This is a genomic window from Neisseria sp. Ec49-e6-T10 (assembly GCF_051132615.1).
In the GTDB taxonomy this organism is placed as follows: domain Bacteria; phylum Pseudomonadota; class Gammaproteobacteria; order Burkholderiales; family Neisseriaceae.
This window is the reverse complement of record NZ_CP152375.1, coordinates 736519-761956: the sequence shown is the minus strand read 5'-3', so window position 1 is coordinate 761956 and position 25438 is coordinate 736519. Positions and strand designations below refer to the sequence as shown.

Genomic DNA, 25438 nt, shown 5'->3' with positions numbered 1-25438 from the left:
ATATGTGTTTGCTTCTTTTTTGCTCAAAGTATCCATTAGGCAATTTATTTTGCTCTTACAAGAGCCTTGTGACTTTAGGCTAACTTTCCTGTTACTTTGGCGAATAATGAAAAACTCGTTTTAATAAACGCTATGGCAAACAAAAAAATCAATGCGGCACAAAGAAAAATGCCATGGGTACCAAAATGATCAAATATAAGCCCGCCCGTGGCAGCAGCAAGTCCAATAGAAAATTGAATGGCGGCAACGGATAACCCACCAACCATTTCAGCCTTATCTGCTAAGGTACGGGTAATCCATGTAGACCAACCAACGGGGATAAAGCCAAATATAAAGCCCCACAATATGACCAGTATCATGTTGACAGTCAGGTTGCCGTTGTTGATGTATAAAAGAATGGCCAATACTAAAAGCATAAGGTGTATGGTCACCATTGTTGCCCTAAATAATTTACCCAATAAAAAACCCGCAATAAAAGTGCCTAGACAATTGGCGATACCAAAAACCAGTAATACGGTGGCTAATATGTTTGATTGCAAGGCAAGATTGTGTTCTAAAAATGGTCTCAGATAGGTGAAAAATATATGGTAACCACCGTAGCTGAAAATAGTGGCGCCAATACCCATTAATACCCAGTTTTGTTTCATGAGTTGGAACATGTTTTTGAACGAGCTGCCTTCTTGTACCGATAATGAAGGCAAGGAAAAAAACTGCCAAATAAGCGCAATCAAACCTAATAATGCTGATAAGAAAAAGACATTACGCCAACCAATTATATGACCAAGATAACTGGCTAAGGGTAATGAAATAATGGTGGCAACTGAAACGCCAGCATAGACAATACTCAATGCTCTAGGCACATCTTTTGCTGGTACCAGTTGTAAAGTTACTGCGGACGCCATAGACCAGAATCCACCAACACACAAGCCTAAAATACTGCGACCGATCAGAAGAGTCGCATAATTAGGGGCTAGAGCAACCAGTATATTTGAGATAAGCAGTAAAACCGATAAGCTTAATAGAACGAATCGCCTATTCATGTTTTTGGTCAGAGGTGACAGCGTTAAGCTGGCTATTACAGCAAAAATACCCACAACAGTGACGGTTTGACCTGCCATGCCTTCTGTAATATTGAGGTCTTGTGCGATGGGCGTTAACAGGCTAACAGGGATAAACTCTGCTGCAATCAAACTTGTCACCCCCATAAACAATGAAAAAATCGCTGACCAATATGCTTTGGTCGGTGTACTTTTTATTAAAGGTGCGTTCATTGTTGTTTGCATACTGGTCTCTTTGATTGTTTTACTTATGTGTTATGTGGTTTCAATAATCGCATAAGGTGAGTTTGTTTAAATGTGGGTGATCATTTTGTTATCCTTGAGTATAAGTTTGTATTTTATTCATGTAAAATACTTATATTTTATGATTTTTCATGCTTTTTTAGCATGGTTTTGTGACAAACTTTTATTTGTTTCAGGTAAACTATTATGGATATAAAGGTACTGCGTTATTTTTTGGCACTTGCAAAAGAAGAGAGTGTTACAGCAGCGGCTCAGTATTTGCATTTGACACAGCCAACTTTATCTCGTCAGCTCAGTGAGTTAGAAGACAAGCTGGGTACGCAATTATTTATTCGTGGCAGCCGAAAAATTACTTTAACCGATGAAGGGATACGGCTACGTAAGCGTGCAGAAGAAATACTTGAACTGGTTCAAAAAACAGAAGCTGAATTTCATGCCCCAACAGAAGCTGTTAGTGGTGATATTTATATTGGTGGGGGTGAAACCTATGCTATGGAACTGATTGCCGAGATCATCAAAACACTAAGAGATGACTTTCCACAAATTCATGTTCATTTATTTAGTGGTAATGCGGATGATGTTACAGAGCGTATAGATAAAGGTTTACTAGACTTTGGTGTGTTAATTGGGCCTGCTAATATGGCCAAGTATGAATCTTTGACATTACCTGCAAAGGATACATGGGGTGTATTGATGAGAAAAGATAGCCCATTAGCAGAACGAAAATTTATTTGTCCAGAAGATTTATGGGATTTGCCGTTAATTGGTTCAAAACAAAAATATGTGGATGAAAATATCTCGAAATGGATAAAAAGAGACTATAAAAGGTTGAACATTGTGGCTACATATAATTTGATCTTTAATGCTTCTTTAATGGTTGAAAAAGGCATAGGTTATGCTTTATGTTTGGATAGGCTGGTGAATACAACCTGTTTGAGTAATCTTTGTTTTCGACCACTGAGTCCGGTGTTGGAGGTTGATATTAATATTGTGTGGAAAAGGTATCAGGTGTTTTCTAAAGCATCGGAACTGTTTTTGCAGCGGCTAAAATCGATGTTTGCTCATGTTTGATTGCTTGCATAATAGTCAACATCTTGTTTAGATGACTATAGGTACCTTTATTAAACCTAAAAATAAACGCTTATTTGAATAGGCGTTTATTTTTATGATAAAGATAGGTGTTGGTATTTTGAGTTTAGCCTGCTGAAGGAACATGAGGTTTGAATTTTAGCCCACCTGCAATTCGATTCCATGCATTAATATTGGCGATGCAACTGGTTAAAAACATGATTTCTGTCGCAGAAAATAGTGTGTTCAATTGTTCATAATCAGCAGCAGTAATGTCGACTTGCGCCATTTGGGTTAGATGTTCGGCCCAATTTAATGCAGCTTGCTCTTTGGCATCGAATAAATCGGTATCGCGCCAAACTTGAAGTAAATCTAATTTGCTTGGTGCAATGTTCAGTTTATGGGCGACATTTAAATGCATGGATAAACAATACGAGCAACCATTGATTTGGGAAACACGTATTTTGACCAGTTCGCAAAGTGAATCATCTAACCCAGATTGTTTAACAGCAGCACCAAGATCAAGCAGTGCTTTTTTTGCATCTGTTGCATGAGTAAAGAAGTCTTGTTCAGAGATAAATGTTTGCATAGGGTTTGCCTCGTTGTTAATATAAGAATTCGTATATATTTGCTATAATATAAGAGTTCGAACATTATGAGTCAAGAAAAATTTAACATCCCTATTATTGGAGAGGGTAAGAGAGGTCAGGATGGGCATATAGCTTATTTATTTAGGCAAGCTTATTCAAGTTACAGAATCCAGATGGAGCAAGCTTTATCTTCAGTTGGGGTTACTTTTCCTCAATTTGTTATTTTAACGATGTTAAAGGCTTATCCTGATATTTCGGGTGCAGACTTAGCTCATTTATCGTTGTTAACACCACAAACTATTACCGTTATATTGAAAAATCTGGAAAAAGAACAGTTTATTGAACGTGTACCTGATCCTAATCATGGGAGAAAAAAGCAGACACGTATTACTTCTTTAGGGTATGAAAAACTTCAAACTTGCGAGGGGGTAGTCAGTGAGTTGGAAAACAAACTGATCCAAACCATGCCCAAAGGTACAGAACAGTTTATTAAGGAATGGTTGGTAAATGTGGCAAAAGGCTCTTAAATAGAACGTGTTGCCATCAATTCTAGAAAGCATGATTGTTAAAGCCCGAGTGCATTGTTTTCTGTTTTTGCTATTTTGTATACCAATACTTCATTTTTTGCCTGATCAAATTGGGTTTGATTAATAAATCCTAATTGTTTCATATTTTCTAAAACGAGCATTTGGCGAGCTCTGGCTCTTTTAGGCCTATCAACAGGATTGAAAGCAGATGGTCCCCTTGGTAGGCTTGCCAACATGGCTGATTGAGCTAAGGTGAGTTCAGAAACATTTTTACCAAAGTACACTTGAGAAGCAATTGGAAAACCATAGGCTTTTTTACCCATATACACTTGGTTTAAATAAAAGCCCAAAATTTCATCTTTTGAGAAATTTTGTTCAATTTTATATGCTGATAACAGCATATAAAATTGACTCCTCGATGTGTTATTATCTGTAAGATTGATCTGTCGAGAAATTTGGTGGGCAATGGTACTGGTACCAGCAACAGGTTTATTAGCTATATTACCAAATATGCCACGACCTATACTAATAATATCCACGCCTGAATGTTGATAAAATCGTTTGTCCTCTGCTGCAATTACTGCATTTTTTAGATTGACTGGAAAATCTTCTATTTTAGTACATGTTTGGTATTGTTTACCCAATTCCTTTACCCACTCTTGATCAAGTCCATCAATTCTTGGTCTACAGGTGGCAAGTGCATCTACTGGGGGTAGTTTAGAGTAAGCCTTCATAATTATGATGCCTAAAATGCTGATGATAAGTACCACTAAACTTAAAAGGGTGATGAGTATCCGTTTAAGCAGCTTTTTGACCGTTTTTTTCATGTGGGCAGCTCTTTAAACTATAGTTAATTGATCGCTTTCAACTAAAATGGCTTGTATGTCTGTAATGGGTAATAGATTGAGGGAGCCACCATAAGTCTGGATGATTTGTTCAATTGCTTCGCCCAGATATTCGTTATTTAAATGTGGTAAGGGGTACTTACTGAGTGCATTTAAACCTTCATAAGATAATAGATCAGGGGCTTTTTCTTTGTCATCAAGTACAGATATATATTCTATATTGGGTGCCATAATAATTGAACCTGCTGACTCTCCTATATAAACTTTTCCTTTGTTTATTTCTTGTAGAATGATTTCATCAACCTGTTTCTTTTTTAGCTCTTGCAGCAAGAAAAAAGAGTTTCCTCCTGAAATATAGATAAAATCATTTTTTTCTATAGTGTTTTTGATTTCTTCTTTTGTCGTGTCAGCAATATCTAATATAACAAGTTTCATACCTAAATTTTTAAAAGCTTCTTTAGCAGCATCTATATAATAGGTTATTTCTTCAACAATACTTGCTGTAGGGATAAAGGTGACGGTTCGATTTTCTAGGTCTTTTCCGATAAATTTTTGAAAAATTTCAACACTATCTGCAAAAGATGAAGATAAAAACATTTTGTTCATAAAATCAATACTCCTTCTTTAATGATGTTAACTTTGCTGTCTTTTGTTATTGAGCCACTCTTCAATTTCAATAGCAAAGCTTGCTGGTGCTTTGACATAAATACTGCGTGAAATATCAAGAATAGAGTATTGTGCCAAGACTTCTTCCATGCGTTCTTGTGCCGTTTTCATGACTGAATGGATGCCACAAATGCCCGCGCACGCCCATTTGGGGGGCGAATCATTAAAAACAACAAAACGTTCTCTGATTTCTTTGCACTGGAAAATAGGTTTTTTATCATCAATGGCTTGAGCGATATCTAAAAGAGTAATCAACTCTGGCGAGCGAGCAAGTTGAAAGCCACCACCTTTACCTTCAGCACTGATCACAAGACCTGCTTTGGATAATTTTGTGAAAATTTTGGCTAGATAATCAAAAGGCACACCTTGTAATTGTGCAATTTCTCGTACACTCATTTCTCGTTTGTTGCCTTTTGCATCGATCATGCAAGTCAAACTATGAATACCATATTCTACACCAGAACTATAAAAAGCCATATTCATTCTCCATTGATCACAGAAAGATCATAGCAAATATTCTATCTCGGATAAATAGAGTCTGCTATTTTTAATTTTTAATTGTTTAAATTCATTATGTTATTTTTTATTTTTATTTTAACTAGGATTAATATTGTCTTAGTTAAAATGTTTTGATATAGTATTTTGCAAATGATGAACAACATGAGAGTGAAAAAATGAAAGAAAGAATTTTAATTATTGGTTCTGGATTTGCTGGTATGTGGTCAGCCTTAAGTGCGGCAAGATTGGTTGATTTACACAATAGGGAGAATATTGAAGTCATGGTATTGGCACCTAAACCTGAGCTATGTGTTCGCCCCAGATTGTATGAAGCAAATGCAGATAAAATGGTGAGTCAATTAGCGCCTTTATATCAAACAACAGGTGTGGTTTTTGTTCAGGGTAAAGTCGAAAAAATAGACACCGTCAACAAACAGGTTGGTTACTGCGATCAACAGGGTAATCAAGCAATACTTGATTATGATCGCTTGGTTCTTGCAAGTGGTAGCCATGTTAGGCAAGACCTTGTGCCTGGAGTAAAAGAGTTTACTTTTAACCTTGATCAACTTGAATCAGCCATTATTTTAGAAAAACATTTACAAGATTTGGCTTTGTTATCTGCTTCTCAAGCTAGAAATACAGTGGTTGTGTGTGGCGGTGGTTTTACTGGTATTGAAATGGCCATGGAGTTGCCTGCAAGATTAAAAGCTACTTTAGGGAGTGATATCGATGTGGTGATTATTGATCGAGGTTCCAGTATTGGCAGTAATTATAGTGTACAAATGCAAGCTATAGTTAAACAAGCTTCGCAAGAATTAGGGGTAAGATGGTTACTTAATTCAAGTATTGATCATGTTGATGAGCAAGGTGTTTATTTAAAAAATGGCCTATTTATTGAATCAAAAACTGTTATTTGGACAGTGGGTGTTCAAGCCAGTACATTAACAGCTCAAATTGTAGGCACACGAGATAAGCAAGGCAGGTTAGTTGTTGATGAGCATTTAAAAGTTGTTGGGCAGGACAATGTTTATGCAACTGGTGATGTGGCTCATGCTGTAACAGATAATAAAGGCAATATTGCGTTAATGACGTGTCAACATGCTATCCCATTAGGTAAATTTGCAGGGAATAATGTTGCCGCCAGTTTGTTAGGTATTGAGCCTTTGACTTATAGGCAGGAAAACTATGTTACTTGCCTTGATTTAGGTGCTTGGGGAGCTGTTTTTACAGAAGGTTGGGAACAGAACGTGAATTGTATTCGCCAAGATGCTAAAAAAATAAAAATAGCTATTACCAATGATTTGATTTATCCACCAAAAGCTGATCGGGTGGAAGCCTTTAAAATAGCTGATCCTCTGGCTCCTTTTGTTTAATATGTTTTTGCTAAATAGCTTATTTCTTTTCTCACACGCCCAGCTACAGCGTATACTGTAGCTGGGCGTGTGAGAAAAGATTTAAATTTTTTGACCTATTAATGGCTTAGAAAGCTTTTCTTTTCGCATTAATATTATTATTTTAAGAATGGGTAATCAATATATCCTTGTTCTGTACCGCCAAAAAATGCATTAGGATTTGCCTGATTCATTGGGGCATTAGATTGCAAACGCTCGACAAAGTCAGGGTTAGCCAGCACCATTTGTCCATAGGCTTCTAAATCTGCTAGGCCAGATGAAACATCTTGCCCAATTTGCTCACGTGGTTTATTTGGACGATTAATAATCAATGCTTGTGACCATAGTTGACGAATATCTTGTAACAATGATTCATTGCCTTGATCCATAATGTGTATATAGGCTAATCGTAGTTTATTCAATTCTGCAACTAAATAACGATAAAGCTGAGGGCCTTCCTCTCCTTCGTCAATACCCCATAATTTAGCACCAGGAGAAAAGCGAATGGCTGTTTTATCTGCACCAATTTCTTCGGCTATTGCTGATGCAACTTCTAGTGCAAAACGTGCCCTGTTCTTGATAGAGCCGCCATATTGATCAGTTCGGGTATTGGCGCTAGGTGCAAAAAACTGTTGAATCAAATAGGCGTTTGCCCCATGGATTTCCACCCCATCTGCACCTGCTTCTATTGCTCTACGTGCAGCAAAACGAAAATCAGCTACAGTTTTTTTGATTTCTTCAACGGTTAAGGATCGTGGGGTTGGAATATCCTGCATACCAGTAGGGGTGAATATTTGTGTGTCTGGTGCAATGGCAGAAGGTGCTACACCTTGTCGATGGTGCGGGGTATTGTCGGGGTGAGACATACGGCCAGCATGCATCAGTTGGAAAAATACATGGCCTTTTTTATCATGTATGGTAGAAGTGATTTTTTGCCAACCTGCAACATGTGCATCAGTATAAATACCCGGTGTCATCATATAACCTTGACCATCATCAGAAGGTTGGGTGCCTTCCGTAATGATTAGGCCAATACTTGCGCGTTGCGCATAGTATTCACTGGCCATTTCGCTAGGTGTGCCATCATATTGTGCTCTGCTTCGAGTCATCGGTGCCATGGCTAGACGGTTTGATAGTGTATTTTGTCCAAGTTTGATTGGTGTAAACAATTTATTCATTTTAAAGCCCTTTTTGGTATTTTTTTTGCGTAGATAACGCAAGTATTCGTTCTCTTATACAACCTTATAAATGGTCATTCATGTATAGGGTGCATCATATGATAATAATAAAATGAGATAAATATAGTAAAATGGAAAAGATTAATCCATTAATGGAGCAATGCTGTGGCACTATTAAATGATATGGCTTTGTATGTTGAGGTTGTCAAAGCCATGAGTTTTCGAAAAGCTTCGGAGGCTACTGGTGTACCCAATTCAACCCTTTCCAGACGAATCTGCATGTTGGAAAAAGAAATAGGGTTAAGATTATTACATCGAACAACACGTAAAATAGAGTTGACCGAATCTGGTCAAATTTATTATGAACGTTGTCGGCGGATTGTAGAGGAAGCAAGGCTTGCACATGAGCAATTAGGGGATATGCTTGCACAACCCACGGGTTTATTGCGTGCGTCTTTACCTGTGGATTTTGCACTTAACTATATGGCACCATTGCTGATTGAGTTTGCCCAACTTTATCCAAATATTACTTTTGAGTTTGATTTAACACCTCGCAGAGTAGACCTTGTCTCAGAACCATTTGATGTGGCTATTCGCATGGGCGAGCAGAAAGATTCCAACTTAATTGCCCGTCAGTTAGCAAAATTGTCTGTTTATCTTTATGCTTCACCCAAATATCTTGAGGTTTCAGGAGAACCGTCCCACCCTCGTGAACTTGGGCTATATGAATGTTTAGGGTTTCCTAAATATGGAGTATGGAATTTACATCATGCTCAAACGGCTGAGAAAATAGAAGCCCAAGTCAGTGGGCGGTATGTGCTTAATAATGTTGGTATGATCAAACGCCTTGCCACTCTTGATCAAGGTATTGTGCTTTTACCAAAGGAAGTGGTTGCACAAGAACTTAAAGAGGGGCGTCTTTGTCGTATATTGCCACAATGGCAAGGAGAGCCTGTGTCTGTCTATGCACTGACAGAAACAAGACTGCTTCCAGCAAAAACTCAGCGGTTTATAGAATTTATCACAGAACGCATGAGGCATTCCAATGAGCTTAAATAGGTATTGGTTTTGTTGAATGCTTATTCTAATTGTTTAATATTTTGAGTAATTTTTTGTCTTTTTTATAACAAGGTACCTTTTTATATTGACAATTAATATATGGGTGTTTATTATATTTAAAAGGTACCTTTTTATAAAGTCAATCTATAGATAACAATAATGGGTAATCCAGTAAACAAAGTATATAAAGCCATAAGGAGACATAAATGGATACAGATACTCAAATCAATACCGATGCAGTAAACGACGAAGTATTGGCTACATTATTTCATCGAGCTGCTAAATTTATGATGCGTGCACGTCACCATAAAGGTCATGCTGAACATGCCCAAATGCGTGTGCTGTCTATTTTACAAAACAATAATAATGCCATGAATCAAAGGGATCTGCTGGAAATATTAAATGTAAGGTCTGCTTCTTTGAGTGAGCTATTAGGAAAATTAGAACATCGTCACTTGATTGAACGTAACCGTGATGCGCAAGATAAACGCAATATTGTTATTTTCTTAACTGAGCAAGGTTCAGAGGCTGTTAAAGCCATTAAAGCGGTTAAGCAAGACAGCGCAAGCACCATGTTTGCGACATTGTCACAAAGTGAGCGCGAGCAATTAGCAGAACTTTTACAAAAAGTGAATCATTCTTTTGAAGATCAGGTAACAAAACATCGTGCACACAATAATGGTGAACATGAGCATAGGCACGAACACGAACAAAACCATGTGGGCAGACATACGCGAGATGATTTTCATCATATGGATATGAGACGCCATAGTCGAGGAGGGCGAAGAGATCGTAATGAAGAATAAGCTTAGCATTTAATGAATAGATAGTCTAAGGCTGTCTATTCATTGTGCTCATGGCAAAGAACCGCCAAACAGGGGTCTTTACATTATATCTGAAAGTATTTTTTCTTAATCCAAAGTGCGACATTGACCAATAAAATCAATACGGGCACTTCAACCAATGGGCCAATTACTGCTGCAAATGCTACTGGCGATGCTAAACCAAACGCCACAATAGCCACAGCAATGGCCAATTCAAAATTATTACTTGCCGCAGTAAACGACATGGCGGTTGTTTTTGCATAGTTTTCGCCAGCTAATTTACCCATCACAAAACTTAGAATAAACATGGTGAAAAAATAAATAATTAGGGGAATGGCAATACGAATGGCATCTAAAGGTAATTTAACCACCTCGTTACCTTTTAAACTGAACATTGCTACGATGGTAAACAGCAGAGCAATTAAAGTGATTGGGCTGATTTTAGGTAGAAAATAATGTTGATACCAATCGTCGCCTTTTGCTTTGCGTAAAAAATAGCGGGTTAAAAAGCCTGCCAAAAATGGCAGACCTAAGTAAATCAATACAGCCTCAGCTACTGTACCAAAACTGACGTTAATGACACTACCCGTTAAGCCAAATAAAGGAGGTAAATAGGATAGATAAAACCAAGCAAATACACTGAAAAATAAAATTTGAAAAATAGAATTAAAGGCAACCAATGCAGCGACATATTGGTTGTCACCTTCTGCCAATTGATTCCAGACCAGCACCATAGCAATACATCTTGCTAACCCGATTAAAATTACACCTGTCATGTATTCGGGGTAATCCCTTAAAAAAATGACCGCTAAAATAAACATCAGGGCGGGGCCAATAATCCAATTTTGTACCAACGAAAGAAACAGAATTTTCTTGTCTGTAAATACATTGGGCAGCTCTTCATAACGTACTTTTGCCAGTGGTGGATACATCATTAAAATTAAACCAATGGCAATGGGTATATTGGTCGAACCAATAGATAAAGCATTAAGTTGATTAGGTAAATCAGTAAAAACTGATCCTAAAATAATGCCTAAGGCCATTGCTGCAAAAATCCATAAGGTTAAATAACGATCTAAAAAAGAAAGTTTTTTTCTGGGTTTGTCTGTGGGGCAGCTCATATTGCAAACCTTTATAAATAGGTTAATTAGCGAATAATCAGCGTGTTAGCCAATTAACGGGTTAATTTTGTTAACGCATCTACGCCAATGGGTTCTTGTGCCTGTAAAGGTACAATAGCCACTTGTTTTGCATAACTGCTCAGCACTTTGTTGATTTGTGGCAGTTCAGCTTGAGCACGCAGTTGGAGTAGTGGCGATTGTGTATCAGAAGCGGCAACACTGTTATTAATCACCCATGCCCAAGGCTCAATACCTGCACGACGTAAGTCATCTTGTAAATGTGCTGCTTCAAGCACAGGCGTTGTTTCTGCTAAAGTGGTGATGATGACTTTTGTATAGTCAGGGTCTTGTAGACGCATCATAGGGGTTGTAAAGTGGCTTTGGCTTTTAGCCATTTGTCGGGTGACTTCTTTATGATAAGCACCTGTTGCATCCAATAGCAATAAAGTATGCCCTGTTGGTGCTGTATCCATAACCACTATTTTTTTTCCTGCTTGAGCAATCGTACGTGAAAACGCTTGGAATACCGCAATCTCTTCCGTACAGGGTGATCTTAAATCTTCTTCTAGTACCAAACGGTCTTGTTCACTCATGTTTTTGCCTGTCGTTGCTAAAACATGCTGGCGATAGCGTTCGGTTTCTTCTTTAGGGTCAATGCGGCTGACGGTTAAATGGGCAAGTTGTTGATCCAGTGTATTGGTTAAATGAGCCGCAGGGTCAGAGGTAGACAGGTGAACATCCAAACCTTTTTGTGCCAGATGTACCGCTATTGCTGTAGCAAGTGTTGTCTTACCCACACCGCCTTTACCCATAAGCATAATTAAGCCATGCTCTTGAGCTTCTAACTGTTTGAGCAGTTGAGCCAATGAAGGCAGTTGTGGCATAGAATCATGATTTTCATGATGTACCCTTATTTGTGACACAGTTGTTTGATCAAATAATTGGCTTAATGCTTCAATGCCCACTAAATTAAATGCTTTGAGTGCTAAATAATCGGTAGGCAGTTGCTTAAGCTTAAGTGGCATCTGTTCAATTGCAGTTTGTTCCCGAATATAAATGGCTTGAGCCAATGTGTCATGAAGTGTTTCTTGTTGAGCCAATACACCATTAATCACCAAAAATTGGTTATTAATGCCTAGTGTGGTGAGCTCTTCATAGGTGCGAGCCACTTCAAGTAAGGCCGTTTTTTGTGCTCTTGCAACCAACACCAATCGAGTTTGGTGTTCATTGGCTAAAGTGTTGACCGCATTTTGGTATTGTTCTTGCTGTTTTTCTAAGCCTGCTAATGGACCTAAGCAAGAACTGCCTTCTGGATTTTTTGTAATAAAATCACTCCATGCACCAGGCAATTGCAGCATACGAATAGTGTGTCCAGTTGGTGCCGTATCAAAAACAATATGGTCAAATTGAGCCAATAATGCTTGATTGGTTAATAAGCCTGTAAATTCGTCAAAAGCCGCGATTTCGGTGGTGCAAGCGCCAGACAGTTGTTCTTCAATACCTGCAACCACATCGTCAGGTAATAGCCCTTTGACAGGATCAACAATGCGTTTTCTATACCGTTCTGCTGCCGCTTGAGGATCAAGTTCAATGGCACTAAGATTGGTCATTGTGTGAATAGGGGTGATGGTTGAGCCAATTGTTTGTTCAAATACTTGACCCACATTTGAAGCTGGGTCTGTACTGACCAATAAAGTTCGTTTTCCTTGATTGGCTAAGTTGATTGCCGTTGCACAAGCTAAAGAAGTTTTGCCTACACCACCTTTACCTGTAAAAAAGACAAAAGAGGGGGTATGTGCTAAAAAATTCATCTTAAACACCTTTAATCTATTAATAATTTATCTGGTTTGGCCTTTGTTGGCCAAAATTAAATTAACAGCAATTAGATCTTTTGCTGCAACAGCCCGTTTTTGTTTCAGATTCGGTTAGCTCAATTTTTGCCCATTGAGCCAACTCTTTACGGGTTGGGTAACGCCCTGCTAAAGCAATGTCACCATCCATTAAAATAAGCGGTAAAGCATCTGCACCTGAGCGTTCTAAAAATTTTTTAACCACTTCATTTTCAGCAAATGCCAATGGTTGCTGAGAAAGATTAAAACGTTCTATTGTGATGCCCTGTTTTTTCGCCCAGTCTGCATCTGCGGCAAAAGTGACCAATGCAGAATCAATTTCTGTACCACATACGCCAGTGCTACAACATAAAGCAGGGTCATATACTTGGATTGATATCATTTCATTACTCCATCAACTATTGAAATATTGATTACAAAAAAATTAGTTCATTAAATATTTTTATAACTTATTGGTTAATCTGAATAAAAGAGTATAGGAGAGCATAAATTTACTCGCAGCCTTTATTTTTATTTTGTGCAATACAGCACTGCTCAGTTAAAAAATTGGCCAAACCTTTCATCAAAGGTAAATTGGCGCGGTAACGCAAAAAACGACCTTCTTGTTCAACCGAAATAAGCTGGCAATGGGTTAATGCTTTTAAATGGAATGATAAATTAGTGGCGGGTAAATTTAATTCTGTTGCTATTTGCCCTGCAACCAAACCATCAGAACCATAACGAATTAATAAACTAAAAATGTCTAGTCGAACAGGCGAGGATAGACATTCAAAATATTTAGCGGCTTCAAGAGTGTTCATGTTTTTATTTTGATATTTCAAATATAGTTGAAATAATAGTGCAAATATAAGAAAAAGCCAAGTAGTATTTTTTAATACAATCATCAGATATGTTCAAAGATAATATGAGATGGTTGATCTTAATATGTGTTTAATAGAAAGTTTGAATCATTTTTTATTTATAACTTTTTGTACGCGTCGTAAAAAATCATTCATTTCTTTGGTGCTGTCAAAGAAACGTTTGGCAATAACCTGAAAAACGTAATCTTGTGAATAGAGTAATATATATTCATCATTTTGAATCATGTCAAAAAAAACAGACCAAGCCAATTGAGATTTTGTTTCTTCACTGGAAATATAGAGATAAGTATCATCCCAGCGAACAGTATAGGGTTTGGACAGTATTTTATTTCTGTTAATGTATTTACTGGCCAAAATAGGAATAAATACAAACCAATTAAAAGCAATCATCATGGGCAGAAGTAACAGTAAAACCAGCCCACAAAGTAAAATATTGACAATAGGTAATGCCAAAAAATAATAAATGCTGATCAACACACCAAATAGGATCAAAAATCCTAACTCAAAGGACAGCAATTTGCGTTTGTTGACTCGAAAGTTTCTGAGCCAATTTAATCTGTTTATTGCAATTAAATCTGCGTTATTTATTGTTAAAGGTTGCATTATTTGATCCAATAAATTTATTTTTATTTACTTGTAACATACCCTATTACCCATGATACCTTAAAGCATCAACCAATAATGTAAAGGCAGGGGATGCATTACGTCTATGTGGGTAATATAAATGAAAGCCCGAAAAAGGTGGGCACCAGTCATCTAATACCCTAATTAGCACACCTTTTTCAATATAAGGCTTTGCCATTTCTTCAGGAATATAAGCGAGCCCAAAACCATCTAATGCAGCAATCAACATTTGGGTTGAGGTGTTAAATGCGACTTGACCTTTAACACGCACACTTAAGGTTTGTCCTTCTTTTTCAAATTCCCATGCATATAAACCACCATAAGTTTGCAAACGTAAATTGATGCAGCAATGAGTCGTTAAATCTTGTGGTACCATAGGCTTTTTGTGTTGGGCGAAATAAGCAGGGCTGCCCACAACGGCCATACGCATGTCTGGGCCAATTGGCACAGAAATCATACCATTTGCTAAGTGTTTGCCAATTCTTACCCCTGCATCAAAACGTTGCTCAACAATGTCGGTCATGCTGTAGTCAATAATCAGTTCTACCTGAATATCTGGATACTGCTGTAAAAATGAGGTGAGTTTAGGCCAAAGTATCGTATTGATCACAAATTCTGTGGTTGTAATACGAATAGTGCCTGCTGGTTTATCACGCAGTTCACTTAAGGCAGACAGCTCATGTTGAATTTCTTCAAAATGAGGTGCAATGGTTTGCAAAAGCCGCTCACCTGCTTCTGTTGGCGACACTTTACGTGTTGTTCGTGTTAACAGCCGTATACCTAAACGCTCTTCTAGCTCATTCATGGTATGGCTTAATGCCGATTGTGATACCCCCAGTTTTGCTGCCGCTTTGGTAAAGTTGAGCTCTTTGGCAATGGTGATAAAGGCCAATAACCCATTCATATTCTCACGAATCATTGATGAATTTTCCTCATATATCTAATCGAATTATACCGTATAGTGATTAAAGGCGACATCTGTTAAATTAACATCATATAAAAGCGATATTGAGCACAAACATTAAGGAGCAACGCAAATGAACATTTATCGAAATGGTTCTCAACCTTCTACAAAAGGTGCTGCTGATTATTTTACGGGTACAGTCAGAATTGATTCTCCATCGACAACAGATGGGGAAGCCAGAGTCACAACTGGTGTGGTCACCTTTGAGCCTGGTGCTTGGACAGCATGGCATACCCACCCATTAGGGCAAACATTAATCGTGACCGCTGGTTCAGGTCGTATTCAATTATGGGGTGAGCCTATTCAAGTGATTAACCCTGGGGATATTGTTTGGATTCCAGCAGGAGAAAAACATTGGCATGGGGCTGCACCAACAACTGCCATGACCCATATTGCCATTCAAGAGCAAATAGATGGCAGTACGGTGACTTGGCTAGAACATGTCAGTGACGAACAATATGAGCATCATGCTTAATACTTACTTATAAGGAGAAGCAATGAAAAAACATTTAATTACACTTATTTTATCAGCATTTTTCGCCAGTTCTCTTGTATATGCAGCAGAACCAGTGAATACACAAACTGTGTTAGCTAATGGTTCTCAAGCTGCTTATACAGGCCCTGCCGAGTTTTTTACAGGTAGTGTCAAAGTACAACCACTTTTTCCTGTTGCTCAAGCGACTAATGTATCTGGTGCTTATGTCACATTTGATGCGGGTGCACGTTCAGCATGGCACACCCATCCAGCAGGTCAAACACTGGTTGTGACAGAAGGTGTTGGTTGGACCCAAGTTTGGGGAGGGGAAATTAAAGAAGTTCATGTGGGCGATGTGATTATTTGCCCCCCTGGGGTCAAACACTGGCATGGTGCTACACCAAATTCAACCATGACTCATCTAACCGTTACAGGTGATCTAAATGGACAAAACGTTCATTGGCTAGAAAAAGTCAGCGATGAGCAATATAAAAAGTAATGTTTAATTTATTAAATAGGAATAAGTCATGAATCAAAAAATATGGCACGTTTTTGTGGCAATTTTAATTTCAATGATGAGTTTAAGTCACATAGTAGGAGCACAAACGATGCAACAAAATACAGCAGCACTTAATGCAAGGCAACAAAGTATGGTCAAAATTGCGGCATTGACTGCATCAGGTGACTTAGCACAACTTAAAGTGGCGCTTAATACAGGGCTTGATGCAGGCATGAGTATCAACGAGATTAATGATGAGTTGACACAAATGTATGCTTATAGTGGTTTTCCACGTAGTTTAAATGGGATCAATACATTTACCGCTGTGCTTAATGAGCGTAAAGCACAAGGGATTGTTGATACACAGGGTCGTGCTGCATCACCAGTAAATGATACACGCGATAAATATACTCGGGGTAAAGCAACATTAGAAGTATTAATTAACGGTACAGACCCAGGTAAAAGCGGGGGTATTGGTGCAGTTAACCCACAGGTTGAAACATTTTTAAAAGAGCATTTATTCGCCGATATTTTTGATAGTGACTTATTGACCTATGCTGAACGTGAGTTAGCAACCATTGCCGCTTTAGCCAGTTTGCCCGGTCTTGAACCAATGTTGCAATCACATATGAATATGGGGTTGAACGTAGGCATTACACAGCCACAAATGTTGGCTTTAATAGAGGTTGTTGGTACATCAATTAATCCAAAGCAAGCACAAATAGCCACTGCAATATTCAATGAAGTATTGGCCAGCAGAAGGCAACAATAGTCGCTATATAATGGTGTATTAAACTGGGCAAGCTAAACAGAACATAAATACTCAGGGTGCTATAACAGTGCGTATTGAAGTGTAATAATCAACCAGATAACAATTGGTACGATTACCGTTCTAGTTGTGATCTGGTTTTTGAACATTAATGTTAGTGACAACTATAAATCAATAACCGAATCTTTATTTAAAAAACTATTTGATCAAAAATAACAAAAAATCAATAATGTGTTTGTTTTTTTAAAAACATTATTCTTAAAATTAAATGTAACTTTTTGATATTTAAAAAATAAATATCTTAATCCGTTTTAATCACAATAAACAATCAATCATCAACTTGCCAGTAAAAATGATCTTGATCAAAAAATCAGAATTTATCTTCTGATAGAAAAATATCTTTGTGTTATATTAAGAGCATAATCATTATTTTAAAAGTGTTTTTAATACCCTGATTGGATTGTTTGTGTAGGGGTTATTCATTTATCAATATTGAACCATCTCTATATAAGTATTCAATCTTTAGTTCTAGACTTAAATTTTACATTCATAAAGTTCATCTGTTGAGCACTATCACTTTTGTGTTCAGTCAGGCATAAAATACAAAAATAGATGAGTAAAAATATCATCATTAAATAAAATAAATCATCAAAGGAGCGTTAACATGGGCATCAAAGATATTTTGACCAAAATAAAACCATTAGAACAAGAGTTTATCGATATTCGTCATACAATCCATCAACATCCAGAATTAGGGTTTACAGAGGTTAATACCAGCCAATTAATAGCAGACAAAATGATTGAATGGGGGTATGAACTCAAAACAGGGTTTGCTTCAACAGGAATGGTCGCCACACTAAAAGTTGGTAACAGCGATAAGACAATAGGGCTTCGTGCTGAAATGGATGCCTTACCCATTCAAGACAACAGTGGTGTTGCTTGGCAAAGCGTCAAAGAAGGCACCGCTCACCTTTGTGGGCATGACGGTCATACTACCATGCTGCTTTGTGCTGCAAAATATCTGGCACAAACAAAAAACTTTGATGGCACCCTACATTTAATTTGGCAGCCAGCAGAAGAGCTACTTTGTGGCGGTAGCAAAATGCTTGAAGATGGCCTTTTTAAAGAATTCAAATGCGATAAAATTTTTGCCATGCATAATATGCCTGGGCTGAATGTGGGCGAATTTTATTTTCGTAAAGGCAAAACGATGGCTTCGTCCGATACTGTTCAAATAATTGTGACAGGTGTTGGGGGGCATGGCGCATTCCCTCATAAAGCGGTTGATACTGTGATTGCGGCTACCCAAATTGTCAACGAATTACAAACCATTGTTTCCCGTAATATTGACCCGTTTTCTCCTGCTGTGGTTACCGTGGGCAGCATACAAGCAGGTGAAGCGGCAAATGTGATTCCTAACGAAGCCAAACTGATGATCACTGTCAGAACCTTAGACAATGAAGCACGAAAAATTGCCCTAAAACGCATCACCGAAATTGCTACAAAAGTAGCAGAAAGCTTGGGCGCAACAGCCCAAGTCAATCACCTAAATGGCAGTCCCGTATTGATTAATGGTGATGAAGAAACCGACTTTGCCTATAACGTGGCCTGTGCGCTTTTTGGCTCCGAAAAATGCCATGACAACAGCGACCCTTTTATGGCCAGTGAAGACTTTGCCTTTATGTTAGAAGCACATCCCCAAGGTAGTTACTTTTTTGTTGGCAATGGCACCGCAGGTGTGAATGGTTGCCCAGTTCATAACCCTGGATATGATTTTAATGATCAAAACATTATTCCCGGTGCTGCATTATGGGCAGCCATTACCGAAACCTACTTAAGTAAGGTATAAGGGGGCACTAATATGCACAATAAATATTTTGTCCCAAGCGACAAAATGCTGCTTGGTTTCGTCTTGGCTATGCTGACCTTTTGGCTGTTTTCCTTATCACTGAACAGTGTGGTGGATAAGCTGATTGCCGACCCTACGCTTAATATACCTAGTGCCCAGATTGCTTTAGGCATTACCATTACCGCTCTGTTTTCGGGGTGTTTTATTGTGGTTGCAGGGGGTATAGGCGATAAAATAGGCCAATTAAAAATCACCTATACAGGCTTGGCATTAACCATTATTGGTTCATTGTTGCTCATATTTGCCACCAATGCGTTTATGTTTATTACCGCCCGAATTTTACAAGGCTTATCTGCTGCTTGTATTATGTCGTCCACCTTAGCCCAAATCAAAATGTACTATGACGGTACAGCTCGGCAACGAGCATTAAGTTTCTGGTCTATTGGTTCATGGGGTGGGGCAGGCTTTTGTACCTTTTTTGGTGATTTGGTTTCCAAAAATTATGGCTGGCGTACCATTTTTATGATCTCCATCGTTGTGGCCATTATTAGTGTGCTATTGCTTTTTGGTACACCTGCAACCAAAAATGCCAGCCCCGACAGTAAGGCTAAATTTGATCGATCAGGTCTTTGTTTCTTCTTAATTACCTTAATTTCGTTAAATTTATTTATCACCAATGGTCGCTCTCTTGGTTGGTTCAGCCCTTATATCTTGATTGCTTTAGCCATTACAGTGGTTGGGTTTATTGTGTTTTACCTTGTCGAAAAACGCAAACAGGATGCTGCCTTTATTGATTTTGCTCTTTTTAAAAGTGGGGCATTTAATGGAGCAAACTTATCCAACTTTTTGGCGAACTGTACCGTAGGAGTGCTGTCGATTGTGCCACTGTACATTCGGGATGGCTTAAAGTTTGAACATTATGGCTGGTTAACCTTGGGGTACGCCGTTTCTGTTTTGGCCATGATTCGTGTGGGTGAGCTGATTTTGCGTAAAGTAGGGGCTAAAAAACCCATGATGCTTGGTGTGTCGATCACAGGTATAGGGATTGTGTTAATGGCGTTAACTTTTTTACCATCACAAACCTATTTTATTTCGGTGGCTATTGGCTTCTTGCTTTTTGGTTTAGGGCTGGGGTTTTATGCAACCCCTTCAACCGATACCGCAGTCTCTAATTCTCCGAGTGAAAAAGCAGGGGTGGCTTCAGGTATTTATAAAATGGCCAGCTCCCTTGGCAGCGCCTTTGGTGTCGCCATTACCTTATCTGTTTACTATTCAGTGTTACCAGATAACCCCACTTTAGCCAATGTGGCACAAACAGCCAGCATTAGCTTATTTGTGAATGCTGGGTTTTGTTTACTGTCGGTTTTATCTGTTTTTTTTCTGGTGCCCAAAATGGCTGGGAAAAAATAATATTAAACCAATTCAACTTAAAAAGCGGCCTGTTTAGCCGCTTTTTTGTTTCTAATTTTTATGCAAAAAACCAGTTGCTCAAAATGAGCGATGATTACGTTTCTTCTTGTTTTAACCGTTGCCATTCAAATTGCTCTGCTGTGCCTGCAACGGTAAAAATAGACAATTGAATCCCACGCATGAGTTCTGACAAATAATACTGCATTGATAAAATATCCTGAAGCATATCGATATTAGGTTGTTTGGCATGTTGAATATAGTGTTCTGTTATGTGTAATAACGCACTATTGCCTTTTTGTAAGCATTGTTGCGTGTGCATTGCCGTATGGTAAATGTGTTCGGCGTCTTCACCCGATACATCATAAAAGCGTGCTGTTAAACAAAATGGTGTGTTTAAACACGACTTTTCGACAATGTTTTTATGGATAATAAAATCGGGGTGAACCCCCTTTTGAAAATCTGAATCTGACATCTTGCCACCTCCTGTTCGGCTGAAAATCGCACCACCCAAACGCAAGGTAAGGGTGGCGACACAAACAGGGGTGAGAAACAGATCTGTGAACTGCTCAGCCCGAAGGCTGCCCTGTCTGTGTCCCCATAGAGGCAAAACAAAGACAGGCTCGACAGTGTAAAAAACTGTCGGGCTCACAGATAAGGGTTCTCACACCCTATACGGCTATTAAACCGTACAAGGGTAATTATTACAGGTTTTGGGGTGGATGTGGGGAAATTTTAGGAAAATGCTAAAATTAAATAGCATAAATGTGGTGGTGATGTGATTATAGCAAATTAAACTTATTTAACTAAATAAATAAGTTTCTATATTTTTGATAATTTTATATTATGGTAAATTATGCTAGCTTGATAGAGAAATTGATATTAAACTTAAGTAAGGCATCAGTAATTTATTAGAAGTAAATTTAAATTTTTTCTATTTTAACTAAATAACAATATGGCTAATCAATTAAATGAAGCAATACATCAAATATTAAGTAATTATCTTCAAACAAAAACGGCACCATTTACCAAAAATAAGTTGGCAAGTTTTATTAGAAATGATATCCCTAAACGAATTATTAAAAACGTAGTGTCATCTACAGAGAATTTAAAATTTAGTGGTTCTTGTGGAATGTCTCAGTGGTCTGAAGTCCCTTGGATTGCTGTATTAGATAAACGCATTACATCAACAACACAAGAAGGTTTTTATGTTGTTTACCTATTTCAGGCTGATATGAAAGGCGTTTATCTTTCTCTAAATCAAGGCTGGGAATTTTTTAAGAGTATATATGGTGCCAAGGAGGGAGAAAAAGAGATAAGGTTTGTTAGTCAACAATACCAAAAAAAATTGCAAATGTTATTACAGGATAGCTCATTATTTTCTAATGGTTTTTCATTTTCACCTATTTTATTAAATAATCAAAACTCTAATACCGATCTTCCTAAAGGTTATGAATTAGGTCATATCTATGGTAAGTATTATCCAGTTGAGGTAATACTTAACCAAACTACATTAGTACAAGACTTAAAGCATATTCTAAGTGTCTATAATAATTTGGTAAATGATGATGTCGCTGAATTATTAACAACAGATTCTATTTCCTCCGATATTGAAGAAATTGATAATAATAGTAGTCTCACAACAACGCAAAAACAGCAATTGAGAAATGCTCGAATTGGGCAGGGAAAATATCGTCGTGAGCTATTATCACTTTATTCTCAGTGTCCGGTAACACAGGTTCAATTACGTACATTACTAAAAGCCAGTCATATTAAACCTTGGCAAGTGAGTAATAATATAGAACGTTTGGATAAATATAATGGGTTGATATTAGCTGCTCATGTTGATGCTTTATTTGATGCGGGTTATATTAGTTTTTCTGATGATGGTGATTTATTGATTAGTACACAACATAACACTGAACAAGAAATCATCAGGTTGAATATTAATAAAGAGGTGAAGATTAAAATTTATGAAAAATCTAAACCTTATTTAGATTGGCATCGGAGAAAAATTTTTAAACCATGATTTAATATAATTATTCTTGTTATTTATTAAAATAATTTATTTTAATAAGATCATTAATGGATAAATTCTAAAAATATTCGTCGAATAATGGCGCTATGGGCAGATAAAGTTAAGTTTTGTAATAATATAAATATCAGCAATTTATGGTGATGCTTTAATGGTATGATCAATTGATAAGTTTTAAAACGTATTGTTCAAGATGCTTGAGTCTTAATACTAATTAAAACAATATGATGAATGGTTATTAAAGTCAATAAATTGAAGGTTTATATAAAAATATGAAATATATAAATGAATTTATTAAGCAATATCATAAAGAATATGATTTTTACCAAAAATTTTCTTCAACCATTGCTGATAAGATAGAAAGCCAGCTACGCGATGGCGGCATTAAAGCAATTGTCACCTATAGAGCCAAAAAGCCTGATACTTTGAAGGAAAAAATTAAACGCAGAAATGCGCAAAAACAATACAAGTCTATTGAAGAAATCAGAAATGACATTGTTGATTTATCAGGAATCAGGGTTGCTTTATATTTCCCTACAGACAGAACAATTGTTGATGAAGTGATCAATAAATTATTTTCAGTCAACAAAAGAAAAGTTTTCCCCGAAAGCGGTTATAAACCAAAATATGATAAAAGGTTCTCTGGCTATTGGGCAACCCATTATCGGGTGTGTTTGAAAGAAGACGATGAAGATATTGAACGCTATGCAGATATTGCAGCAGAAATTCAAGTGGCTTCTGTTCTGATGCATGCATGGTCAGAGGTTGAGCATGATCTTATTTACAAACCCCATACGGGCGATTTATCAAAAGAAGAGTTAGCCATTCTTGACGAGATAAATGGCTTGGTTTTAAGTGGTGAAATTGCACTGGAAAGACTGCATGCAGCAATGGCCCAAAGAGCCAAAAAACAAAATAACATCAATAATAAATATGATCTGACTAATTTACTGTCTCATTATGTGAAAGAAGCTTATTCAGATGAATTAAAAATTGGGAATACCGCTATTTTAAATAATTATCTGGACTCCATTGATAAGCTGAGTGTGAAATCTTTTGAGGAGTATGTCAAAAACATTGATGTAGAGCTGGAAGAGCCAATTGTCGATCAAATGCTCAGCATGTTATTGTCTGGTGCAAATACCAAACGTTTAAATTTAAAAGATTACTTTAATAAGCTGCATGTGCCTGAAGATAAAATAGCCGAATTTGAATCATTTGTGAAATGTTGGATTATTTTAGAAAAAGCCATGAAGAGTATTTATCCAAACGAAAAATTATTGATGTTAAGTAGCAATGCTGAACTTTTAAAAAGAGACAGTGTTTTAAGTAGCCGCGATATTCGCACCTTATTGGAATTAAGAAAGATAAGAAGCGAATTTTTGCATGGCTCAAAAAATATAGCAGAGCATAATGGGGAAAAATTATTTAATCAATTAAAATTAATCACGTTAAAGGTGATCAATAAAGTACCCACTAAAACACTGAAAAAAGCCTTAGAAGAGGAGTTGAAAGAAATTTAGCAATGATAAATGATGACCAACTAAAAACCTTAGCCGAACAATTACGTTGCCCTGATGGGGAAGGTGGGGTAAAGCTTGGCAATCAGATGAACATCAGCAATTTATCGGTGATACTAAATGGTATCGCTAATGTACACATCCGTGATCACGATCATATACTTGAATTAGGCTATGGCAATGGTGGGTTATTGGGCTATATTTTATCGCTTGCTGACGATATTCGATACACAGGTTTAGAAGTCTCTCCTACCATGCATCAAGAAGCCATTGCTTTGAATCAACCTTATATCGATGCTGGCTTGGCTCAATATCAGTTATACGATGGCACTTCCTTACCTTTTGCCCCTGAAACATTCGATAAGGTGTTAACGGTTAATACCATTTATTTTTGGCAAGAGCCTTTGCTGTTGCTGGATAATATCGGCAAAGTATTAAAAAAAGGCGGTTATTTGTGCTTAACTTTTTGCGATAAAACATTTATGCAGACCTTACCGTTTATTGAGTATGGTTTCCAGCTATATGATGCACAAACCGTTAAAGCTTTGGTAAGGGATTTGCCTTTAAAATTTATTCGTGAAGACTGCAAAAAAGACAAAAGCATCAGCAAAATCGGTACGTTGGTTGATCGTGAATTTACGAGTTTGGTTTTTGAAAAGATAGCATAAAATGATTGTTTATCGTAATAATTCAAATGAATGTTTGCAATGTGGCAATCAATTAGCATTAACCTAGTCATAAGCACATGCTGGGTTAATGTGTTTATTGATTTTAGAGTAGATTGGTTAGTTGTCTATAGGAAAATCAAAAAAATAAGAATTTAATACAGCCAAGGGTTCGCGAATAAGGGAAAGATAACGATTTTTGTTTTGATAACTGGTTTTTGAGGGTAAGCCTGACACATCTAAACCTGATCGTTTTGCCAACATCATGGCACGTAATAGGTGATAATCGCTGGTGACCACAACAGTATGTCCTAAGGTCATCATTTTTTTAGGTAAAATAAATTGTTGTGCTGTTCTGACTGATTGGTCTTCCTCAAAAATTCGGTTTCCTTCAATACCATGGTTGACAAGGTATTGCTTCATCACACTGGCTTCCGTAGCGCTTTCATCTAATCCTTGTCCGCCACAGACAATCACTTTTGTATTGAGGTTGGCTTTTAGGTAGGGGATTGCGGCATTTAAACGTTCGGTAAGTGTTTTATCGGGTTTAGCAGGTGTATCAATGATTTTGGCTCCTAATATAATCATGGTATCTGCTTGGGCTTTGGGGGTAGCGTTATTTTTGGCGTTAATGTAAATGATCGTATTAAGGCTAATAAAGAATAAAAGACAACTGAAAAATAGAATATAGCCCACTTTTTTAAATAACAGAATCATTGTTAATATCGCTTCTTAATCGTTTTTTACCTAAATGCTTAGAGCTTGGCATAAGGCAATAAAAATTTTTATTTGTATCTTGCACACAAACAATAAAAAGCCCTCTTGAAACATTTGAAGAGGGCTTTTGTGTGGT

At 37.3% G+C, this 25438-nt stretch carries 27 protein-coding genes; 13 read left to right on the top strand and 14 right to left on the bottom strand.

Going from position 1 to position 25438, the window contains the following annotated elements; genetic code table 11:
• Positions 1 to 74: 74 nt before the first annotated feature.
• On the bottom strand, positions 75 to 1283 hold the full coding sequence (locus AADH04_RS03850; RefSeq protein ID WP_434778931.1) for an MFS transporter: 1209 nt from the start codon (positions 1281 to 1283) through the stop codon (positions 75 to 77).
• A 204-nt stretch (positions 1284 to 1487) separates the two neighbouring features.
• Here AADH04_RS03850 and AADH04_RS03845 point away from each other — a divergent pair, with 204 nt between their 5' ends.
• Positions 1488 to 2372 (top strand): LysR family transcriptional regulator, encoded by an 885-nt coding sequence (locus tag AADH04_RS03845; protein WP_434778930.1) that lies wholly within the window; start codon positions 1488 to 1490, stop codon positions 2370 to 2372.
• A 124-nt stretch (positions 2373 to 2496) separates the two neighbouring features.
• Here AADH04_RS03845 and AADH04_RS03840 read toward each other — a convergent pair whose 3' ends face one another.
• Positions 2497 to 2958, bottom strand: a complete 462-nt coding sequence (locus AADH04_RS03840) for a carboxymuconolactone decarboxylase family protein (protein WP_434778929.1) — start codon at positions 2956 to 2958, stop codon at positions 2497 to 2499.
• 66 nt (positions 2959 to 3024) lie between these two features.
• Here AADH04_RS03840 and AADH04_RS03835 point away from each other — a divergent pair, with 66 nt between their 5' ends.
• Positions 3025 to 3486 (top strand): MarR family winged helix-turn-helix transcriptional regulator, encoded by a 462-nt coding sequence (locus AADH04_RS03835; RefSeq protein ID WP_434778928.1) that lies wholly within the window; start codon positions 3025 to 3027, stop codon positions 3484 to 3486.
• Between the two features lie 38 nt (positions 3487 to 3524).
• Here the strand turns inward: AADH04_RS03835 and AADH04_RS03830 are convergent, their stop codons facing one another.
• Genes AADH04_RS03830 through AADH04_RS03820 form a run of 3 tightly spaced genes read right to left on the bottom strand, consistent with a single transcriptional unit; the run spans position 3525 to position 5474 of the window.
• On the bottom strand, positions 3525 to 4313 hold the full coding sequence (locus AADH04_RS03830) for a transglycosylase domain-containing protein (protein WP_434778927.1): 789 nt from the start codon (positions 4311 to 4313) through the stop codon (positions 3525 to 3527).
• Positions 4314 to 4325: 12 nt separating this feature from the next.
• Entirely contained in the window at positions 4326 to 4937 is a 612-nt protein-coding gene (locus tag AADH04_RS03825; protein WP_434778926.1) for a Type 1 glutamine amidotransferase-like domain-containing protein, read from the bottom strand.
• A 27-nt stretch (positions 4938 to 4964) separates the two neighbouring features.
• Complete coding sequence (locus AADH04_RS03820; protein ID WP_434778925.1) at positions 4965 to 5474, bottom strand: RrF2 family transcriptional regulator; 510 nt, start codon at positions 5472 to 5474, stop codon at positions 4965 to 4967.
• A gap of 197 nt (positions 5475 to 5671) precedes the next feature.
• Here AADH04_RS03820 and AADH04_RS03815 point away from each other — a divergent pair, with 197 nt between their 5' ends.
• On the top strand, positions 5672 to 6868 hold the full coding sequence (locus AADH04_RS03815) for an NAD(P)/FAD-dependent oxidoreductase (protein ID WP_434778924.1): 1197 nt from the start codon (positions 5672 to 5674) through the stop codon (positions 6866 to 6868).
• A 137-nt stretch (positions 6869 to 7005) separates the two neighbouring features.
• Here the strand turns inward: AADH04_RS03815 and AADH04_RS03810 are convergent, their stop codons facing one another.
• Positions 7006 to 8064, bottom strand: coding sequence for an alkene reductase (locus AADH04_RS03810; RefSeq protein WP_434778923.1), 1059 nt, complete (start codon positions 8062 to 8064; stop codon positions 7006 to 7008).
• 165 nt (positions 8065 to 8229) lie between these two features.
• On the opposite strand from AADH04_RS03810, the gene AADH04_RS03805 reads away from it, so the two are divergent.
• Both AADH04_RS03805 and AADH04_RS03800 read left to right on the top strand, forming a co-directional pair.
• Positions 8230 to 9123 (top strand): LysR family transcriptional regulator, encoded by an 894-nt coding sequence (locus AADH04_RS03805; protein WP_434778922.1) that lies wholly within the window; start codon positions 8230 to 8232, stop codon positions 9121 to 9123.
• Positions 9124 to 9329: 206 nt separating this feature from the next.
• Positions 9330 to 9929, top strand: coding sequence for a MarR family winged helix-turn-helix transcriptional regulator (locus AADH04_RS03800; RefSeq protein WP_434778921.1), 600 nt, complete (start codon positions 9330 to 9332; stop codon positions 9927 to 9929).
• 83 nt (positions 9930 to 10012) lie between these two features.
• Here AADH04_RS03800 and arsB read toward each other — a convergent pair whose 3' ends face one another.
• The 6 genes from arsB to AADH04_RS03770 all read right to left on the bottom strand — a co-directional run bounded on the left by arsB (position 10013) and on the right by AADH04_RS03770 (position 15321).
• Positions 10013 to 11068, bottom strand: a complete 1056-nt coding sequence (gene arsB / locus AADH04_RS03795) for an ACR3 family arsenite efflux transporter (protein ID WP_434778920.1) — start codon at positions 11066 to 11068, stop codon at positions 10013 to 10015.
• Positions 11069 to 11121: 53 nt separating this feature from the next.
• Positions 11122 to 12879, bottom strand: a complete 1758-nt coding sequence (arsA, locus tag AADH04_RS03790) for an arsenical pump-driving ATPase (RefSeq protein WP_434778919.1) — start codon at positions 12877 to 12879, stop codon at positions 11122 to 11124.
• A 61-nt stretch (positions 12880 to 12940) separates the two neighbouring features.
• On the bottom strand, positions 12941 to 13300 hold the full coding sequence (gene arsD, locus AADH04_RS03785; protein ID WP_434778918.1) for an arsenite efflux transporter metallochaperone ArsD: 360 nt from the start codon (positions 13298 to 13300) through the stop codon (positions 12941 to 12943).
• 109 nt (positions 13301 to 13409) lie between these two features.
• A complete protein-coding gene (locus AADH04_RS03780) occupies positions 13410 to 13718 on the bottom strand; it encodes an ArsR/SmtB family transcription factor (RefSeq protein WP_434778917.1) in 309 nt (102 codons plus the stop codon).
• A gap of 147 nt (positions 13719 to 13865) precedes the next feature.
• A complete protein-coding gene (locus tag AADH04_RS03775) occupies positions 13866 to 14381 on the bottom strand; it encodes a YcxB family protein (protein WP_434778916.1) in 516 nt (171 codons plus the stop codon).
• 46 nt (positions 14382 to 14427) lie between these two features.
• Positions 14428 to 15321: a LysR family transcriptional regulator gene (locus tag AADH04_RS03770; protein WP_434778915.1), complete on the bottom strand. Its 894-nt coding sequence runs from the start codon at positions 15319 to 15321 to the stop codon at positions 14428 to 14430.
• A gap of 118 nt (positions 15322 to 15439) precedes the next feature.
• Here AADH04_RS03770 and AADH04_RS03765 point away from each other — a divergent pair, with 118 nt between their 5' ends.
• The 5 genes from AADH04_RS03765 (at position 15440) to AADH04_RS03745 (ending at position 20368) form a co-directional block, all read left to right on the top strand.
• Positions 15440 to 15841: a (R)-mandelonitrile lyase gene (locus AADH04_RS03765; protein ID WP_434778914.1), complete on the top strand. Its 402-nt coding sequence runs from the start codon at positions 15440 to 15442 to the stop codon at positions 15839 to 15841.
• A gap of 22 nt (positions 15842 to 15863) precedes the next feature.
• Complete coding sequence (locus tag AADH04_RS03760; RefSeq protein ID WP_434778913.1) at positions 15864 to 16340, top strand: (R)-mandelonitrile lyase; 477 nt, start codon at positions 15864 to 15866, stop codon at positions 16338 to 16340.
• 28 nt (positions 16341 to 16368) lie between these two features.
• The gene (locus AADH04_RS03755) at positions 16369 to 17112 is read left to right on the top strand and encodes a carboxymuconolactone decarboxylase family protein (RefSeq protein ID WP_434778912.1); all 744 of its coding nucleotides are present in this window, start codon (positions 16369 to 16371) and stop codon (positions 17110 to 17112) included.
• 661 nt (positions 17113 to 17773) lie between these two features.
• The gene (locus AADH04_RS03750) at positions 17774 to 18958 is read left to right on the top strand and encodes a M20 aminoacylase family protein (protein ID WP_434778911.1); all 1185 of its coding nucleotides are present in this window, start codon (positions 17774 to 17776) and stop codon (positions 18956 to 18958) included.
• A gap of 12 nt (positions 18959 to 18970) precedes the next feature.
• Entirely contained in the window at positions 18971 to 20368 is a 1398-nt protein-coding gene (locus AADH04_RS03745) for an MFS transporter (protein WP_434778910.1), read from the top strand.
• Positions 20369 to 20462: 94 nt separating this feature from the next.
• Here the strand turns inward: AADH04_RS03745 and AADH04_RS03740 are convergent, their stop codons facing one another.
• The gene (locus AADH04_RS03740; protein WP_434778909.1) at positions 20463 to 21017 is read right to left on the bottom strand and encodes a hypothetical protein; all 555 of its coding nucleotides are present in this window, start codon (positions 21015 to 21017) and stop codon (positions 20463 to 20465) included.
• Between the two features lie 303 nt (positions 21018 to 21320).
• On the opposite strand from AADH04_RS03740, the gene AADH04_RS03735 reads away from it, so the two are divergent.
• The 3 genes from AADH04_RS03735 to AADH04_RS03725 all read left to right on the top strand — a co-directional run bounded on the left by AADH04_RS03735 (position 21321) and on the right by AADH04_RS03725 (position 24588).
• Positions 21321 to 22394 carry an MrcB family domain-containing protein gene (locus tag AADH04_RS03735; protein WP_434778908.1) on the top strand — a complete coding sequence of 358 codons (1074 nt, stop codon included), beginning with the start codon at positions 21321 to 21323 and terminating at the stop codon, positions 22392 to 22394.
• Positions 22395 to 22672: 278 nt separating this feature from the next.
• Complete coding sequence (locus AADH04_RS03730; protein ID WP_434778907.1) at positions 22673 to 23923, top strand: GTP pyrophosphokinase; 1251 nt, start codon at positions 22673 to 22675, stop codon at positions 23921 to 23923.
• A gap of 2 nt (positions 23924 to 23925) precedes the next feature.
• Entirely contained in the window at positions 23926 to 24588 is a 663-nt protein-coding gene (locus tag AADH04_RS03725; protein WP_434778906.1) for a class I SAM-dependent methyltransferase, read from the top strand.
• A gap of 117 nt (positions 24589 to 24705) precedes the next feature.
• On the opposite strand, the gene AADH04_RS03720 is transcribed toward AADH04_RS03725, so the two are convergent.
• Positions 24706 to 25302, bottom strand: a complete 597-nt coding sequence (locus AADH04_RS03720) for a YdcF family protein (RefSeq protein ID WP_434778905.1) — start codon at positions 25300 to 25302, stop codon at positions 24706 to 24708.
• Positions 25303 to 25438: the final 136 nt, after the last annotated feature.